The sequence below is a fragment of the Acinetobacter sp. YH01021 genome, from assembly GCF_013420255.1.
Taxonomy (GTDB): domain Bacteria; phylum Pseudomonadota; class Gammaproteobacteria; order Pseudomonadales; family Moraxellaceae; genus Acinetobacter.
In genome coordinates, this window is record NZ_VOYO01000014.1 from 15711 (window position 1) to 30192 (window position 14482).

26 protein-coding genes are annotated in these 14482 nt (G+C 39.9%); 13 read left to right on the plus strand and 13 right to left on the minus strand.

Annotated features, from left to right (window positions below):
• The first annotated feature begins 67 nt into the window (after nucleotides 1-67).
• Nucleotides 68-580 (plus strand): hypothetical protein, encoded by a 513-nt coding sequence (locus FTT86_RS10820; protein ID WP_004281611.1) that lies wholly within the window; start codon nucleotides 68-70, stop codon nucleotides 578-580.
• 50 nt (nucleotides 581-630) lie between these two features.
• Here the strand turns inward: FTT86_RS10820 and dusA are convergent, their stop codons facing one another.
• Entirely contained in the window at nucleotides 631-1659 is a 1029-nt protein-coding gene (gene dusA, locus FTT86_RS10825; protein ID WP_180181192.1) for a tRNA dihydrouridine(20/20a) synthase DusA, read from the minus strand.
• 319 nt (nucleotides 1660-1978) lie between these two features.
• Here dusA and FTT86_RS10830 point away from each other — a divergent pair, with 319 nt between their 5' ends.
• The 3 genes from FTT86_RS10830 (at nucleotide 1979) to FTT86_RS16140 (ending at nucleotide 3667) form a co-directional block, all read left to right on the plus strand.
• Nucleotides 1979-2971, plus strand: coding sequence for a tyrosine-type recombinase/integrase (locus tag FTT86_RS10830; protein WP_257229651.1), 993 nt, complete (start codon nucleotides 1979-1981; stop codon nucleotides 2969-2971).
• A 214-nt stretch (nucleotides 2972-3185) separates the two neighbouring features.
• Nucleotides 3186-3542, plus strand: a complete 357-nt coding sequence (locus tag FTT86_RS10835) for a hypothetical protein (RefSeq protein ID WP_086044479.1) — start codon at nucleotides 3186-3188, stop codon at nucleotides 3540-3542.
• Nucleotides 3539-3667, plus strand: coding sequence for a hypothetical protein (locus FTT86_RS16140; RefSeq protein WP_257229652.1), 129 nt, complete (start codon nucleotides 3539-3541; stop codon nucleotides 3665-3667). Before FTT86_RS10835 ends, FTT86_RS16140 begins: the two co-directional genes overlap by 4 nt.
• Before the next feature lie 387 nt (nucleotides 3668-4054).
• On the opposite strand, the gene FTT86_RS10840 is transcribed toward FTT86_RS16140, so the two are convergent.
• From FTT86_RS10840 to FTT86_RS10890, 12 genes are all read right to left on the minus strand, one after another.
• On the minus strand, nucleotides 4055-4288 hold the full coding sequence (locus FTT86_RS10840; protein WP_180181193.1) for a hypothetical protein: 234 nt from the start codon (nucleotides 4286-4288) through the stop codon (nucleotides 4055-4057).
• Nucleotides 4275-4580 carry a hypothetical protein gene (locus FTT86_RS10845; RefSeq protein ID WP_180181194.1) on the minus strand — a complete coding sequence of 102 codons (306 nt, stop codon included), beginning with the start codon at nucleotides 4578-4580 and terminating at the stop codon, nucleotides 4275-4277. The genes FTT86_RS10840 and FTT86_RS10845 overlap by 14 nt, the downstream gene beginning before the upstream one ends.
• Nucleotides 4581-4751 (minus strand): hypothetical protein, encoded by a 171-nt coding sequence (locus FTT86_RS10850; protein ID WP_180181195.1) that lies wholly within the window; start codon nucleotides 4749-4751, stop codon nucleotides 4581-4583.
• Between the two features lie 198 nt (nucleotides 4752-4949).
• Nucleotides 4950-5351 carry a hypothetical protein gene (locus FTT86_RS10855; RefSeq protein WP_180181196.1) on the minus strand — a complete coding sequence of 134 codons (402 nt, stop codon included), beginning with the start codon at nucleotides 5349-5351 and terminating at the stop codon, nucleotides 4950-4952.
• A complete protein-coding gene (locus FTT86_RS10860) occupies nucleotides 5348-5857 on the minus strand; it encodes a hypothetical protein (RefSeq protein WP_180181197.1) in 510 nt (169 codons plus the stop codon). Before FTT86_RS10860 ends, FTT86_RS10855 begins: the two co-directional genes overlap by 4 nt.
• A complete protein-coding gene (locus FTT86_RS10865; protein WP_174893593.1) occupies nucleotides 5847-6140 on the minus strand; it encodes a pyocin activator PrtN family protein in 294 nt (97 codons plus the stop codon). The genes FTT86_RS10860 and FTT86_RS10865 overlap by 11 nt, the downstream gene beginning before the upstream one ends.
• Nucleotides 6137-6328: a hypothetical protein gene (locus FTT86_RS10870; protein ID WP_075167512.1), complete on the minus strand. Its 192-nt coding sequence runs from the start codon at nucleotides 6326-6328 to the stop codon at nucleotides 6137-6139. The genes FTT86_RS10865 and FTT86_RS10870 overlap by 4 nt, the downstream gene beginning before the upstream one ends.
• Complete coding sequence (locus tag FTT86_RS10875) at nucleotides 6328-6489, minus strand: hypothetical protein (RefSeq protein WP_174893594.1); 162 nt, start codon at nucleotides 6487-6489, stop codon at nucleotides 6328-6330. The genes FTT86_RS10870 and FTT86_RS10875 overlap by 1 nt, the downstream gene beginning before the upstream one ends.
• Complete coding sequence (locus tag FTT86_RS10880) at nucleotides 6489-6653, minus strand: hypothetical protein (protein WP_180181198.1); 165 nt, start codon at nucleotides 6651-6653, stop codon at nucleotides 6489-6491. Before FTT86_RS10880 ends, FTT86_RS10875 begins: the two co-directional genes overlap by 1 nt.
• Entirely contained in the window at nucleotides 6650-6865 is a 216-nt protein-coding gene (locus FTT86_RS10885; protein WP_180181199.1) for a hypothetical protein, read from the minus strand. Before FTT86_RS10885 ends, FTT86_RS10880 begins: the two co-directional genes overlap by 4 nt.
• Nucleotides 6844-6969, minus strand: a complete 126-nt coding sequence (locus FTT86_RS16145) for a hypothetical protein (RefSeq protein ID WP_257229653.1) — start codon at nucleotides 6967-6969, stop codon at nucleotides 6844-6846. The genes FTT86_RS10885 and FTT86_RS16145 overlap by 22 nt, the downstream gene beginning before the upstream one ends.
• Before the next feature lie 215 nt (nucleotides 6970-7184).
• The gene (locus FTT86_RS10890; protein ID WP_180181200.1) at nucleotides 7185-7901 is read right to left on the minus strand and encodes a hypothetical protein; all 717 of its coding nucleotides are present in this window, start codon (nucleotides 7899-7901) and stop codon (nucleotides 7185-7187) included.
• A gap of 224 nt (nucleotides 7902-8125) precedes the next feature.
• On the opposite strand from FTT86_RS10890, the gene FTT86_RS10895 reads away from it, so the two are divergent.
• The 9 genes from FTT86_RS10895 to FTT86_RS10935 all read left to right on the plus strand — a co-directional run bounded on the left by FTT86_RS10895 (nucleotide 8126) and on the right by FTT86_RS10935 (nucleotide 14475).
• Entirely contained in the window at nucleotides 8126-8353 is a 228-nt protein-coding gene (locus FTT86_RS10895; RefSeq protein ID WP_180181201.1) for a hypothetical protein, read from the plus strand.
• Nucleotides 8354-8399: 46 nt separating this feature from the next.
• Nucleotides 8400-8894: a phage regulatory CII family protein gene (locus FTT86_RS10900; RefSeq protein ID WP_180181202.1), complete on the plus strand. Its 495-nt coding sequence runs from the start codon at nucleotides 8400-8402 to the stop codon at nucleotides 8892-8894.
• Entirely contained in the window at nucleotides 8891-9850 is a 960-nt protein-coding gene (locus tag FTT86_RS10905; protein ID WP_180181203.1) for a primase-helicase zinc-binding domain-containing protein, read from the plus strand. Before FTT86_RS10900 ends, FTT86_RS10905 begins: the two co-directional genes overlap by 4 nt.
• Nucleotides 9847-11595, plus strand: coding sequence for a primase-helicase family protein (locus FTT86_RS10910; protein ID WP_180181204.1), 1749 nt, complete (start codon nucleotides 9847-9849; stop codon nucleotides 11593-11595). Before FTT86_RS10905 ends, FTT86_RS10910 begins: the two co-directional genes overlap by 4 nt.
• Before the next feature lie 354 nt (nucleotides 11596-11949).
• A complete protein-coding gene (locus tag FTT86_RS10915; protein WP_180181205.1) occupies nucleotides 11950-12414 on the plus strand; it encodes a hypothetical protein in 465 nt (154 codons plus the stop codon).
• Nucleotides 12415-12589: 175 nt separating this feature from the next.
• Nucleotides 12590-12772, plus strand: coding sequence for a hypothetical protein (locus FTT86_RS10920; protein ID WP_174893601.1), 183 nt, complete (start codon nucleotides 12590-12592; stop codon nucleotides 12770-12772).
• Nucleotides 12747-13334, plus strand: a complete 588-nt coding sequence (locus FTT86_RS10925; RefSeq protein WP_218954958.1) for an HNH endonuclease signature motif containing protein — start codon at nucleotides 12747-12749, stop codon at nucleotides 13332-13334. Before FTT86_RS10920 ends, FTT86_RS10925 begins: the two co-directional genes overlap by 26 nt.
• Before the next feature lie 91 nt (nucleotides 13335-13425).
• Entirely contained in the window at nucleotides 13426-13827 is a 402-nt protein-coding gene (locus FTT86_RS10930) for a hypothetical protein (protein WP_180181206.1), read from the plus strand.
• Nucleotides 13828-13959: 132 nt separating this feature from the next.
• A complete protein-coding gene (locus FTT86_RS10935; RefSeq protein ID WP_108675513.1) occupies nucleotides 13960-14475 on the plus strand; it encodes a P27 family phage terminase small subunit in 516 nt (171 codons plus the stop codon).
• Nucleotides 14476-14482 lie beyond the last annotated feature (7 nt).

Here is a 14482-nt window from a genome sequence, read left to right on the forward strand (position 1 = left end):
AAACAAAGATAAAAATACTGCATATATCGACTATAAGCAGGAAGTGGAAAGAAAAAAGAGGGGCGCTATGAAAAAAATCATGATGTTATGGATGGTCGCCTGTCTGGCTGGATGCAGTTATTTTGTCTCGATGGATGAACTGGCCAGAAATATTCAAACGCAGATGCAACGTGAATTTAATTCCAATCGAGATTATCAACACTATCGTTTTACCGTGAAAAAGGTCAAAATTGTCCAGCGTCAGGGGAATGAGTTTCAGGCCATCTCTCATCTGAATTATCAGGGTGAGGAATATCCCATTCATGTAAAAGTCTTTAAGGTAGATGGCGGGTATAGTTGGTCGATTGAAGATGATGCCTTTGCTTTTATTGATGAAATTGAAATTGAAAAATATCGTCAGCAACTGGATCGAGAATTACAGCAACTGGCCTCAGCCTTGGATGATCTGGAACCTGTAGATGAACCAAACCAGAATGTCTCCGGCTCTCTAATCACACCAGTGGCTGAACCTGCATTACAAGATGTTTCTTATCAGGAAGAGCCGATTCCGGTCGGTAATATCACGGCGTATACGCAATAACTCATGCGCAATCGCTATAAAAAAGCACCGATGATCGGTGCTTTTTGTGTTTAGGATTCAACTTGTTGATGTTCACGTACATAATCTTCGGTACGCTGCATGGCTTCCTGAATATTAAAGAGTGCAGTTTCTACATCTTTCAAGGTTTTAGCATTACCACCGCTTAAAGCCTGACGCCATTTGCGTGCACCCGGCAAGTTCTGGAACAGTCCCAGAATATGACGGGTAATAATGGATAAAGGTGCACCTTCGGCCATGCGCTGCGCAATATAAGGCAGCATCTGTTGCATAATGTCAAAACGGTCTGGTGCATCCAGATTCCACAGTTGGCCCAGTTCAGCCAGTAAGTAAGGATTATGATAGGCTTCGCGGCCAATCATCACGCCATCCACATATTTGAGATGTTCCAGGGTTTCGGCATAGGTTTTAATCCCACCGTTGATCTCAATGAGCAGATCAGGACGATCCTGTTTTAAACGGTAGACATCTTCATAACGTAGGGGTGGCACATCGCGGTTTTCTTTAGGTGATAGACCTTTTAATAAGGCAATCCGTGCATGCACGATAAAGTTATTACAGCCGGTTTTGGCCACGGTGTCGACAAAATGCAGCATCTCTTCATAAGAGTGCATATCATCAATTCCGATCCGGTGTTTTACGGTCACTGGAATCTCCACCGCGTGACGCATTTCAGCAATACATTCTGCGACTAGATCAGGCTCCGCCATCAGACAGGCACCAATTTTATTATTCTGTACCCGGTCACTTGGGCAACCTACATTTAAATTGACTTCGTTATAGCCCCAGTCCTGTGCCATCTTGGTACAAGTGGCGAGATCTTTTGGATTCGAGCCGCCGAGTTGCAACACGATTGGCTGTTCTTCTGTATTAAAGTCCAAATGACGTTTGGCATCACCGTAAATGATTGCACCCGTGGTGACCATTTCGGTGTACATAATCACATTCGGGTTAAACAGACGCGCAAAGAAACGATAGTCTTTGGTGGTCCAGTCCATCATAGGTGCAACGGATATACGCGGAACCCTTGATATATCTACGTTTTGTTTTAAATCAGTCATTTAAGCACCTGTGAACAGTCGAATCATTTACAATTTTACCTAATCTTTTCTAATCTTTTTGCAACGCTTGCAACTATAATTGAACACATTTTCTGGTCACTTAAAAATAGTTGCAAAAATGGGCTATATCTCAGAGTTAAAATCAAAAACCAAAGGGACCCGATATAAAGCGGTCATTAACATCCGCAGAAAAAGTGACGGTATAGAATACTTTGATACAGAAACTTTTAGTTCGAAAGCGTCAGCAAAAGCATGGCTAAAAAGAGAAGAGGACAGATTAGAAAATAATCCTCACTTGTTGTCAACCAGCAAGGGTGCCATGGCTTCTGCAGCGATGCCATTGGCATATGCAATTATGAGGTATAAATCTGAAGTTTCGGATTATGGCCGTACCAAAGCCTTCACTTTAGAAATGCTGAAAAAATTTGATATTTCCCAGAAACCACTTTGCGATCTGAAACGGACTGATTATGCGAGTCATGCTTTACGTCGCAGAGATGGTTATAAAAATGAAAGTTATAAATTAGATCCGGTAGAACCCAGTACGATCCTATTTGAATTTCAATGCATCAAATCCGTCCTGGATCATGCTGAACTGCTTTGGGGTGTGGAAGTTGATTTTAATGAATATGAAAAGGCCATTAAAGGTTTAAGAAAATCCCGTGTTATTTCTGAATCAGAAGAACGTGATCGATTGCCGACTTCAAAAGAGCTGCAAGATCTGACCACATTTGGCTATATCGACTTTCATCTGCGTAATCATTCCAGTGTGCCGATTCATCTGATTATGTGGCTGGATATTTATACTGGTAGACGGCTGGGTGAGTTATCACGGTTAAAAATTGAAAACTTTGATCGTGAACATAAAAAGTGGTATTTGGAAGCGGTGAAACATCCGACCAAGAAAACGAATAATAAGTGGTTTGTAGTGTCAGACCAGGCATTAGAAATTATTGATCTGCTACTGCAGCCAGAGATCCGTAATCGTATGCTTAAACGTGGCGGTGATGAATCAATGCTGATTCCATGCCATGAAAACAATATTGCGAAGCAGTGGCAGAAAATTAAGAAACAAGCAGGTATCGATGACCTACGCTTCCATGACCTACGGCATGAGGCTGCTACACGTTTGGCAGAACAGGGACTGACTATCCCTCAGATTCAGCAATATACGCTCCACGATGACTGGAACAGCCTTAAACGCTATGTGAATTTGGATATTATTCGAAAAGAATTATTAAATTTCTCAAATGCTATGGATGGAACTGCAAATATTGAGCTGGCTAAAATATTAAATATGAAAGGTTTTTGATGTTGAATAAGAAGAATTAAAACACTCTTAAGAATATTAAATTAATGTTGTGATTGTTGCATATAATGTATAAAATGTGGCCTGCTTTAACTTAGGGGAAATAATTCTCCTAATTTTTTTATCTGAAAAGATAGGAAAAGTTATATATATTTTTGTTATCTGTGGATAACCTGGTTGACTTTTGTGCAGCTGACCTAATATAAAGGATATAGACATGATTCATGGTGTAAAACTTGAAGACTTGACCGACGACGAAAGATTAGGTCTTGAAGAAATTGTGAATGATGCTTACGACAAAATCTTAAGTGCAGCAAATATTGTTTTAAGTCGTTGTCGTAAATCCCTAAATATTAATTATCTTAGAAAAGAAAATCCTACTCTGACTGAGATTTTGAAACAAATGCAAGAGATTTCAGGTCTTATGCAAAATCTTAATCAAGCTGGATATGTAACTTTTAAAGCAGAAGAATATGTAAAACATGTACAAGACATCGTTGAAGCTGTGGAATCTGGTCATACAGAGGATCTAGAGCGTCATGTACGTGAACTTAACCAAAGGAGCTTCCTATGAGTCGTTTAGAATTGCAACTTACCCTTGCTAAATTACAAGCTGCTACTGCTAAATTAGATCAGCTAACTAAGCAGTGGGATGCCGCTATGGCAACGCATGATAAGCCGCATAGCCAAGCCGCATGATACGTAATTAATTAAATTAATTAATTAGTTCAAAAAAAGGTCTCTAAATAGAGGCCTTTTTGCATTGCTGAAGCCATAAAAAAAGCCTCTATTTAGAGGCTTTATCTTAATCATCACAGAATGATCTATTTATGCTTTTACGGCATGATTCGCAAGTATCTAAATATACTGCGCTAGAACCTTCTTCGGGGTCTTGAAATGGCTTGATATTATTGCCTTCCGGGTTGTTACAACGTTCGCAAAATCCAGTTTTTGGCTTTCTTCGTTCGTCCTGGAGTAATTTATAATGCTCATCGCATACGCTAATGTATTCATGACCAAATGCAGAATATTCAGTAATGAAATCGTGTTTAGCTTCCTTATCACAATCTTCGTGTTCACAGTAGCTCATTGATTTTTTCCCTTTTCATCCAGCAACCGTGCAAGCAGTACTGCACCAGTCCGTATACGATTTGCCATTTTTGTGACATTGGCTTCGTCATAGGTTGCCATATTATCCCTGAATTTTGGAAGTGGGGGACTCATACCTGCTTTCATATATTCAGCATTGATATGAGACACAATGTGACCTTCCAGGCTGCGTTTAAAATTTGGGTCTTTAAGCATTTCAACATGAGTCATTGTCTGGCTCCATCTCAATTACTTCACCCGTAAATTCACGGGAGCCTGGAGTGGCAAATTTTTCAGTTGTTCCATATTCTTTTCGAAGGTAAGCATTAAAAAACTCTGGCTTGTCCATTACGCGAAAACCATCTGGCAAGGCATCCTGAGCCTTTTTAAATATCAACTCAAGCGTAGATCGAGTAGGATACTGGCCCACAGGAAGTGACATTGTAACGACTGCCTGTTGCCCAGATTCCTCTTCAACCGCATAAACCTTCATTTCGATTTCAATTGGTGCATTCATCTTCATTTACGCCACCATCGCCTTTTCTTTAATTTTATTGAAGGTCTTTGAATCAAGTTCTTTCTTGGCCACACTAAAGAAACGGATCGCCAGCTCTTGATCAGCAGCTTTATTTTTCTTCATGATCTTGGCATCAACGTCCAGCAATGAAATTGTCTGATTGACGCGAGTGCTCATGGTTTTGACTTCACTCAAATGAACATTGAACAGGGCAATACTGTTGCCATTGTTACATTTATCTTTTGATTCGATTAAGCCTTCACGTTTTGCTTTGAGCTGGTCACGTAGATCCGTTAAATCATCACGACTGAATTATTGGCTCAGTTGCAATGGGCTTTGGCTTAAAAGTGCTTCTTGTGCATGTTCGAGTTTCATTTAGACAGCCTCCAGCTGCAGTAATTTAAATTCCAGGTCAGCACAGCGCTGAGTCAATTCATTAAACAAGGATTGGCCATGAGCAAAGATATACAGGCCAAATTCAGACATATTCAATAAAGCAGGATCATTCAGACTTTTTGTCTTAATTTGGAAAAGTTCTTCCTGGCTGATTAGTCCAAGATCCAAAAGCACTTTGTAATAAGACTCCAGATCCTTGATAGCCACATTTACTTTCACATCAGATGGGGCACACATAAAAGGCTGCCCGTTATAAAGTCTGCCAAAAACTCGGCCATCTTCAATCTGGTCTATAGTGCCGCTGCCATAAAAAGGATGACCTGAAAATTCTGTACTGTTTTCAGAAATAAAATTCACAGTTACATGGTCGCCAGTATTCATACCGTCTCCAGTTTTAATAATCTGCGTTTCTCATTTTGGGCGCTGCTGTATTTACGCTGGCACATAATGCACAGGTGATCATTGCCATCTTTTCGAATTGAAAAAACCTGCTCCCCATGATGTTTGCAACGACCCTGAAATTTTTTAAGGCCTGCTTCAAAGGCTTCTTTACGGGCATTTCGATTGAACAAAACTCGGCTTTCATCGGAAGATGTATCTGGAATAAAGACCGGCTCAACCTTGGGCTTTCTGCCTCTGGATTTGGCTTCTTTTTCCCGATGTTCGGCATGAGCCTGTTCGACACTGGCTGTCATGACATCTCTAAGCGTAAATTTAAAAGGCTGTATACCTTTTGCCTGGCATTCTTCGACATAGAGTGAACGGCCAAAACTGATTTGTTCCGGTTCTTCTTTGCCCTGGGCATTTAAGAATTTGGCCACTTCAGCTTCCAGTGCTAAAGATTGGGCTTTTTTTGGAAAAATATCGTGGTCCAGATTAGTGCGCATACTGACCTCCATTCATTGCTTTATGATCGTGTTGAGCCAATGCAGTCTGTCGGTCAATGTACACAGCAAGGTCTGCTAGATTGACCATCCATGCAGCTTTATTACCTTCACCCATGCGCAAAACAGGAAAAGGTAGTTCTTGAGTGACAGCCTTGCGTTTTGCGATAACCATGCTCATTTGAGGAAAGAAATCTTTTACTACTGCCTCAAGTGAAACAGTAGGTGACATATAGCGAAGTACCAGCAACGTATAGGTCGGTAGAACAGCAGGTGTATTTTTCATTTCATCACCTTTAATTCAGTTTTAATGCGTTCAGCAGTGGCATGATCCACAGTAATTGGAACCGCATGATGGTCACGCATATGGAAAGAAACGATGTGAGTACCTGATTTTTGACGGAAGACCACATTGTTTAAATTACTTAAATTGATCATGTGGACATCATGATGAAGGTCGGTAATTTCTAGCATTAGCGTTTCTCCAATTTCTCAAATAACGCATCTGATTGGGCTTTCAGGTTCTTTTGCAGCTTGTACGATTTATAAAAAAATCCTGCTACGACAATGACCATGACAATCAAAGGTAGTGCAACAAAAAGAAAAGCAGTTACATGGCCAAGATGGATTTCCATTAAGAAACCTCCTGAATCGAAAGTAATGCAGCATCTAAATACTTGGATTCATCGGATGGCATGAAACTTAAATACTGCTCGTCAATTTCTTTAAGCATGCATTCACAGCATTTTTCTGGATGATGCTCGCAGCCATCAATGTCCTGATATGGGTGATTTGTCATGCTGCTTCCTCAATTAACTGGCTGCGGTAGATGCGACGAACCTTTTTTTGTAGAGTCTGTTTTTCTATTTGACTTAGTTCTTCAGCTTCAAAAGCAGCTTGAATAAATGAAAGCGCTTGTGTCTGCATATTGCATAGAGCGCTGCTGGACGTAGCAGCTTTCAACATTTCTATGGCAGCATTGATTTGGTTTAAGCTGTTTTCACGACACATAACTTTCTCCAGATACGGACATGAAGGGGCTGCTTTGCAGGTTGAGCGAAGTCCTCTGCATAAAGACGGTTGATGACGATTTCATCAAAAGTTGATTTGTTCATAACTAATAATCACCTTATAGGTTATTTGATAAGTGGATTATTGATTTTTGAAATCAACTTTGTCAATAGCTGTTGAGTGATTAAATTAATTATTTATTGATTTTTATCTGTGAAATTAATTGTACAAAAGAATATTTTTTTAACATAAATAACCGCAAAGTAAATTTCAGACGTAAAAAAAGGCGGCTTTCGCCACCTTTTTAGATTGAGATTGATTATTTAATTTGACTTGGAGAAATAAACACTTTTATTGGAGAAGTACGTGCGATCTTTTCTTTCAGAATACGATCATTTGATCCGTCCACAGAATCAATAATAATCAGGATATCTTCTTCACGCTGGAACTCTCCAGCGTAAATTGAACCATCTTTACAAAACACAAGTACTTCTTCGCCAGGAATAGGTGTGCCCGTGAACTCGCAAACAATTACATAGCCATTTCTATAGGGCTTGGAAAAACCAGTTCCACGAATTAGATAAGCGATTGGATTGTGAATACCCACTGGAATATTAATATTCTTTACTTCTTCAATATTATCAACGACTGCCAACTTTTCACCTGTAGACATTTTTAGAATGTTTTTGAGTGAGGTTATTCTAAGCACATCATCTTCATCAAATCTAGGGTGATTAGTTGATTTATTCTTAATTTTTTGGTTATGAGCGACATCATCTGTCGTTAAAGAAGATTCCATAATATTTTTAATAGTCAAATGATCATGTAAATGATCTAGCCAGCCCACAGGAAGTTTATGGGCTTCAGTTACTTTCTCTGCAAATTTATCACCAATATTTTTTCTGCTTTTCTTACCTAGATATTGATTTAAATGATTGTATTCAATACCTAACTTATCGCAGAAAGCTTTACGGCTTTCATAGAATTCAAGCATGGCGAGCAGATTGCTCTTTCGGATCTCGTAAACTGTTTGCATATTGTACCTTCACCAAATAATGAGGTTGGTGTTCCTCTGTCTTTTATCAGGGCCAGATAGGCTCCTGAAGACTTCTACTTATTGCTATGCGGTGATTATCAGACATAATCACATGAAAAAAAATCAAGAATAAAGAAACAAAATCACCTTTTGGGTGTTGACTTTATTTAAATAAAAAAATCATAATGCAACCAAATAAATAACCTAATCGGTGATTTAATAGTATGAAAATTGATTTTAATTTTTCTGAATACATCTCCAAAATGTCTGATGAACGTTTGTTTGAGTTCGCAACTGAGTCGGGAACAACTCCGAACTACATTAAAAGGCATTTGATTTATAAGAAAAAAATACCTCGACCAGAAATGATTGATGCTTTGGTCTATGCGTCTCAAGGTGATTTTTCTAAACATGACTTTGTCTTTTGGTTATATGACTTGGGTAAAGCGTAGGTGATTTTCGAATGAATAAATATGATTGTTTAACGGGGTTAAAATCATGATTAATAAGAATAATAAGATTTTATCGCTTTCAATGGCGTTACGTGCAGCAGTTTATAGCGATGGTGATCAGTCATTGATTTCTCATATTGCTGAAAAGAATTGCTGGAATATAACCACCTTCAGAAATTCGCTTTGTCCAACGACGACGACTCATAAAGCCAATATTTATCATCTGGAAGCTGTACTGGCTGAAACTCGTGATCCTGGGATTATGGATAGCATCTGTGCCATCCATGGCAATGCTGGTTGGTTCGAGTTTCCAGAAGTTTCCAATGATTTAGACCAGGCGAGTTATATCAAGAAATTGGGTGAATTGGCTCAAGAGCAAGGGCAGTTGGCCCATTCTATTGCTGCTGCAGTTTCAGACAGTTTGATTACTCAGGATGAAAAAACTGGAATCCATAAGGAAGTTTTAGACCTGGTACGTGTAGCAACAACGATTTTGGCCATGGTGAAAAATCAATATCAAGTTGATCAGGAGGCGAAATGACTAAACCGACCTTTCAAATTGGGGATGTTAAGGCAAGAGCAACGGGAATGTGGGCCGATACTATCTTTCCTAGATTTAATATTGACGTTCGTTTTAAGAAAAAAACGCCATGTCCAGCATGTGGTGGCAGCGATCGCTTCCGTTATGACGATAAAAATGGCAATGGGGATTATATCTGTCAGCAATGCGGAGCTGGAGACGGCATTAGTCTGATTCAGAAAGTGACTGGCTTAACATTTCCAGAAGCTTTGTCAGAAGTTGCAGCTATTGTCGGCCTTGATGCTACTTCTACAATCACGGATGAAGATCGTGCCCGTTGGCGTAAAGAACGTGAACTACGTGAAAAAGAGCAACACGAACGTGAACGTAAACGACATGAACAAATTGCTCGTAAAGCTGAAGGTATGTTCCGTAATGCATATTTAGGCGAAACAAGTCTGTATTTGATTGAAAAGCAGGTCGATAAAGACCCAAAAATTAAGATTACTTATGACGGTGATGTTCTGATCCCTGCTTATGACGAAAATGGAAAAATGTGGAACCTTCAAACCATTGAGCCTGACGGAACTAAATATTTCATTAAAGGTGATACCAATGATTCAGGAGAGTGGGAAACAGGTGGCGGTCGCATGGGAGGCTTGTTCTTTATGATTGGTGAAGTCCAGCCGGATCTTTATGACACTCACATCATTTGCATTGCAGAAGGCTATGCCACAGGAATGTCAATTCATATGGCGACAGGCTTTCCAGTTGCTTTGGCATTTGTGGCCAATAATTTACCGAAAGTCGGTGCAGCACTCGTTAATAAATACCCGAATGCTACGTTTGTATATTGTGCTGATGATGATTCAGCCAAGCAAAATACAGGCTTAACTGAAGCTCAAAAGGCGGTTGATATTACTGGTGGCATCATTGTATTGCCCGATTTTAAGCAAACTCAGGAGTCTATGACATGAATTCTAAAGTCTATACAGACTTCAATGATTTGCATGTTTCTTGTGGGTTGGAAGAGGTAAGCAAACAGATTCATTCTGCTATTTCTTCTTTGCAGTTTTCCCCCGAACCCCCAATAAATGAAGCCCACAATTTTCAGGGTCAGACATTAGTTGAAATGGAAAGTAATGCTGTTTTTGAAGGGGTGCAGGGGAGTATTTCGCTAGAAGATAATACACTTGCTGATACTAAGCAAAAAACTGAAATTAATGAGGTCTTATTGCAGGGATACTTGAACCGTTATTTCTTGGTTGAAGGAAAAACTGAAATATGGGATCAAGAGCAAAAAACCGTAATGAAAAAGACGGCATTTATTGCGCTCATTGGTCAAAAATACTTCAAATCATGGTCGGCTAAACGTCAAGTAATTTCACAGGATGTGTTCCGTAATCATATGGAGGAAGCTAATGCTGCAACCATTCAGGAATTATTGGATAACTTTGTTATTTTGGCGGGTACACAAGAATCCTGGAACATCAATCGTCGTGAACGCTGGCTTAACAAAGCAATCAAAGAGGCATATCCGAATATCTATGATTTATGGTTTAAGTCTCCAGTAAGAAGACAGATCTATCATCGTAATCTTGTATTTGATCCGACCTGTTCTCATGATTTAGACGAAAATTATATCAATATGTTCAATGGGCTTCCTTTGGATGTGTTGCGTGATGAAGGTGGGTCTCAAATTTCCGTGAATGATGCAGTGAAAAGATGCCCTGGCATTATGACGCTGGTTCAGCATTTATGCGGATATGAAAAAGAAGCAGTTATATTTCTTATGAAATGGCTGGCTTATCCTCTACAAAACCCTGGTGGAAAAATGGCGACGTGCGTACTTATGCATGGTGATACTGAAGGTGCAGGTAAGTCGATGCTATTCGGAACCATTATGAAAAAGATATATGGCGAGTACCATACTATTGTCGGGCAGCAACAACTTGATTCGAACTATAACGAATGGATTGAAAATAAACTATTTGGTTTGTTTGAAGAGATCGTTGATAACAAGAAAAAGCATAACGTGATGGGTATGATCAAACATTTGATCACTGGGGAAACGTTATATGTAAGTAAAAAGTTTGTGAGTGGCTGGGAAATGGATAACCATCTAAACACGGTTTTTCTTTCAAATAATACTCAGCCATTACCAATTGCTGAAAAAGATCGCCGCTTCCTTGTTTTGAATCCAACTAAAACACTTGAAGGTAAATTGCATGAGACAGTACTTCAAGAAATTAACTCTGAAGGTATTCGTGCATTTTACACGGTACTCATGGGTATGGATCTAAACAACTTTAATGGACATACCAAGCCACCAATGACCAGTGCCAAAAAAGCATTGATTGATTACTCGCGTCCTGGCTTTGATACGTTTTATACCGAATGGAAGAATGGAGAAACAAAGTATCCGGTTATCTCTTGTAGATCTGAGCAGCTCTATCAGGCCTTTCTGCAATGGACCAAGAAATCAGGTGAACATCCAATCAGTTTAAAGCGTTTCATTGGTGAAGGTCGTAAGCATGGGTTTATACCTAGTGAAAAACCTAAGCATTGGAAAGGAAAAATGAAGAGTGGCCAAAATAAAATAATCATTATTGGGGAGAAGCCAAGTGATCAGAATGAACAAAATTGGTTGGGGTTGCAAGTTGAAGAATTTCAAGATAGTCTCGACGGTACTCCAGAGGTTTTGGGCAATGGCTATAACTAAAATTACAAAGCCATGTGAACCATGTGAACCTTCTAGTGAACCATTTTGCAGTAATGGTTCACACGCTAATCTATTGAAATCAATGAAGAATATTACTCACGTGAATGATGTGAACCATTTGCACGTGCGCGTGCGCGTAAGTAATTTTTCATTTTTAGTTTTAAATCCAATTTTAAATACTAAAAACAAACTTTCTCTCACACGAGAGAAAACACAAAAATCATTCACATCATTCACATTCATAAAAAATAACTATAAGTTATTAATAAATAAATTAAATTTTTGTGAACCATTTTTAAAAAATCATTCACCAATGATTCACATCATTCACACGATTTAAAAAAGGACAACAAAATGGAAAAATACTTACGTTTGTTAAATCCTAAGACAACTAACTTCGATGCTATTGGTGGGGGAAATCATGGCGCAATGACTTCACAGGATGTCTGTGTTGCATTGAGCTATGCACGATTGACACCAGTACAGAACCAGCTGATTGAGTTGTGCGCTTTAAATCGCAATTCAATTGAACAGGTTAAGTCGTCTGCTCAAGTAATTCATGCAGAGTTCATTCGCTCTAATCAAGCTGATATGTCTAGTGATCATGAGATATCCATCTTTGTTGCTTTGATTGAACTTTGTAAGGTGCCTGCGCATTACTCACCATCAGAACGTAATCGTGCAATTATCGCTGGTGTAAGTCGTATGCAGATCCAGCGCAAGTTAGGCCAGAAGATTAATTATTTTAAAGAGGTGCTCAAGGATGAAATTGAGATAGCATCAGCTAAAATTAATAATCAGCTAAAAAAATCAACTTAAAGGTAATTTAGTGTATTGACAGGTGAGCCAGTTTTAGAATACATTTCTCCACAATGTAAAACTGTTTTTAAAGCGCTGTAAGTTCTTAAGAGTCTCTCCCCAGAGGCTCTTTTTTTATGGCTGTATGTCTGGCGTAGGGCTGGGCATACAGTTCTTTTTAAAAGGAATTGGTTCAATGGGGCAATTAGTTAGAATCCAGGTGGAGTTGACTACACGTCGAGTGTTGCTACTTACTGCGCTGGATGCAGTCGATAAGATCATTCATCTGAAGATCACAGATAAATTACGCAATAAGATTCTTAATCGTTCAATCAAATTGGTTCCAGTGGATCATGAAGAAAGCACCTCAGAAAGCTAAACGACCTTGTTCGTATCAAGCATGCAGCGGTTACGCAACCAATCAAGGCTATTGCGATAAACATCAAGGCAAGATCAAACAGCGTGATCGTGATCGCGGTACGGCTCACCAGCGTGGCTATGATGCCCGTTGGGAGAAAGAACGCACAGTGTTCCTTGAGTCGAATCCGTTGTGTGTCGATCATAAGAAGCGTGGCTACATCGAAGTTGCAACCGTGGTCGATCATATTGTTCCGCACAAGGGTGATAAGAAACTCTTCTGGGATAAAGACAACTGGCAGCCACTCTGCAAGCCATGCCATGACCGCAAGACAGCAACAGAAGATCGTGGTGCATGGGTGCCACAGTACACACCAAGCAAAGCAAACCTGAACAGCATCAACCCATTCTTTGCGGGTGATCAAGTCCAAGCAACGACTGGTGTGGCCTTTGAGACCATGCAATGCAGTGAGTACGATACCTTCACGGTGATTGAATCAGACAGCAAATCCATTGTTGTGAAAGACTTTGATGAATGGACGCATCGCTTGCACCATTCGCATTTCAAGAAAGCAGAAGCTTAACCCTTTCGTACTCTCCACAAGTGAACGGAACTAAGCAGCTCACCTTCGGGTGGGCTGCTTTGCTTTACAACAATAAAAATAAGGAATTGAAATGAAGCATGAAGATTTTGAGCAATATGTCAAAGGCTTGCCAGTGTATTACCGCTTAGTGTTCATACATGGTGAACGACTGTTCATCCGTGATGAAGATTGCTACCGGATTACAAGTATTCAAATGGCTTATGAGATTTATGTACGGTTAAAAGATAGATCAGAGCTACTCAGTATAGAGATTGATACGACTGCACTGGGTGATGGTGAACCGAAGTCAATCAGCATTCCACCACCTAAAGCTCCTGCACCAACATCACTTGCCGCTGGTGGTTTGATACCTAAGTATCCATTAGATGATGACCATGATGATGTAGTGACTGATGGTCAGATCTGGGTCGCGATTGGAATAATAATTTTATTAATTTTAATAATTTCATTTTCCGCATTTCCGAATTCTTGAAGGGGATAGGGGGTCAAAAGTCGAAAAGTATCGCTTATAAAAGACCGCCCCCCCGTCAAATTTATACATGGTCAAAATTCCATAGGGGGGTATACCTCCAGATTTTATGAAGATTTACTTTTGGAGGTTCCTATGACAGCAGGACGACCGGCCAAATCATTGCAAGAAAAGATTTTAAGCGGTGCACGAATTCGTGATGACCGTGATGCAGATGCTCAAGTGGCAAATGCAGCAGTCGATTTGGGAATGCCACCTTGCCCACGATGGATCAAGGGGGCGGCAAAAAAACACTGGGACGTATTAGGCCCGAAACTGGTTCAGGCCGGTCTACTGAGTGTGGTGGATGGCGATGTCTTTGGCCTTCACTGCGACAACATTGCAGCCTATGAACAGGTTTGTGAAAAGCTTGAAAAAATAGATGACTGGATTTCTACAACCCCAAACGGTTTTGAAGTTCAGGCCGCTTGGCTCCAGGTACGAAACAAACTGCAAGAATTGATTATTAAAACTGCCCGGGAATTTGGCTTAACGCCAGCTGCCCGTTCAAGTGTCAAAGTGGATAAAGCCAAGCAGCTCAGTTTGTTGGGTGCTGAACAATCCACAAATGTAGATAACGACCCCTATGCGGGATATGTGCCGCGTTCATAAGTGAGTT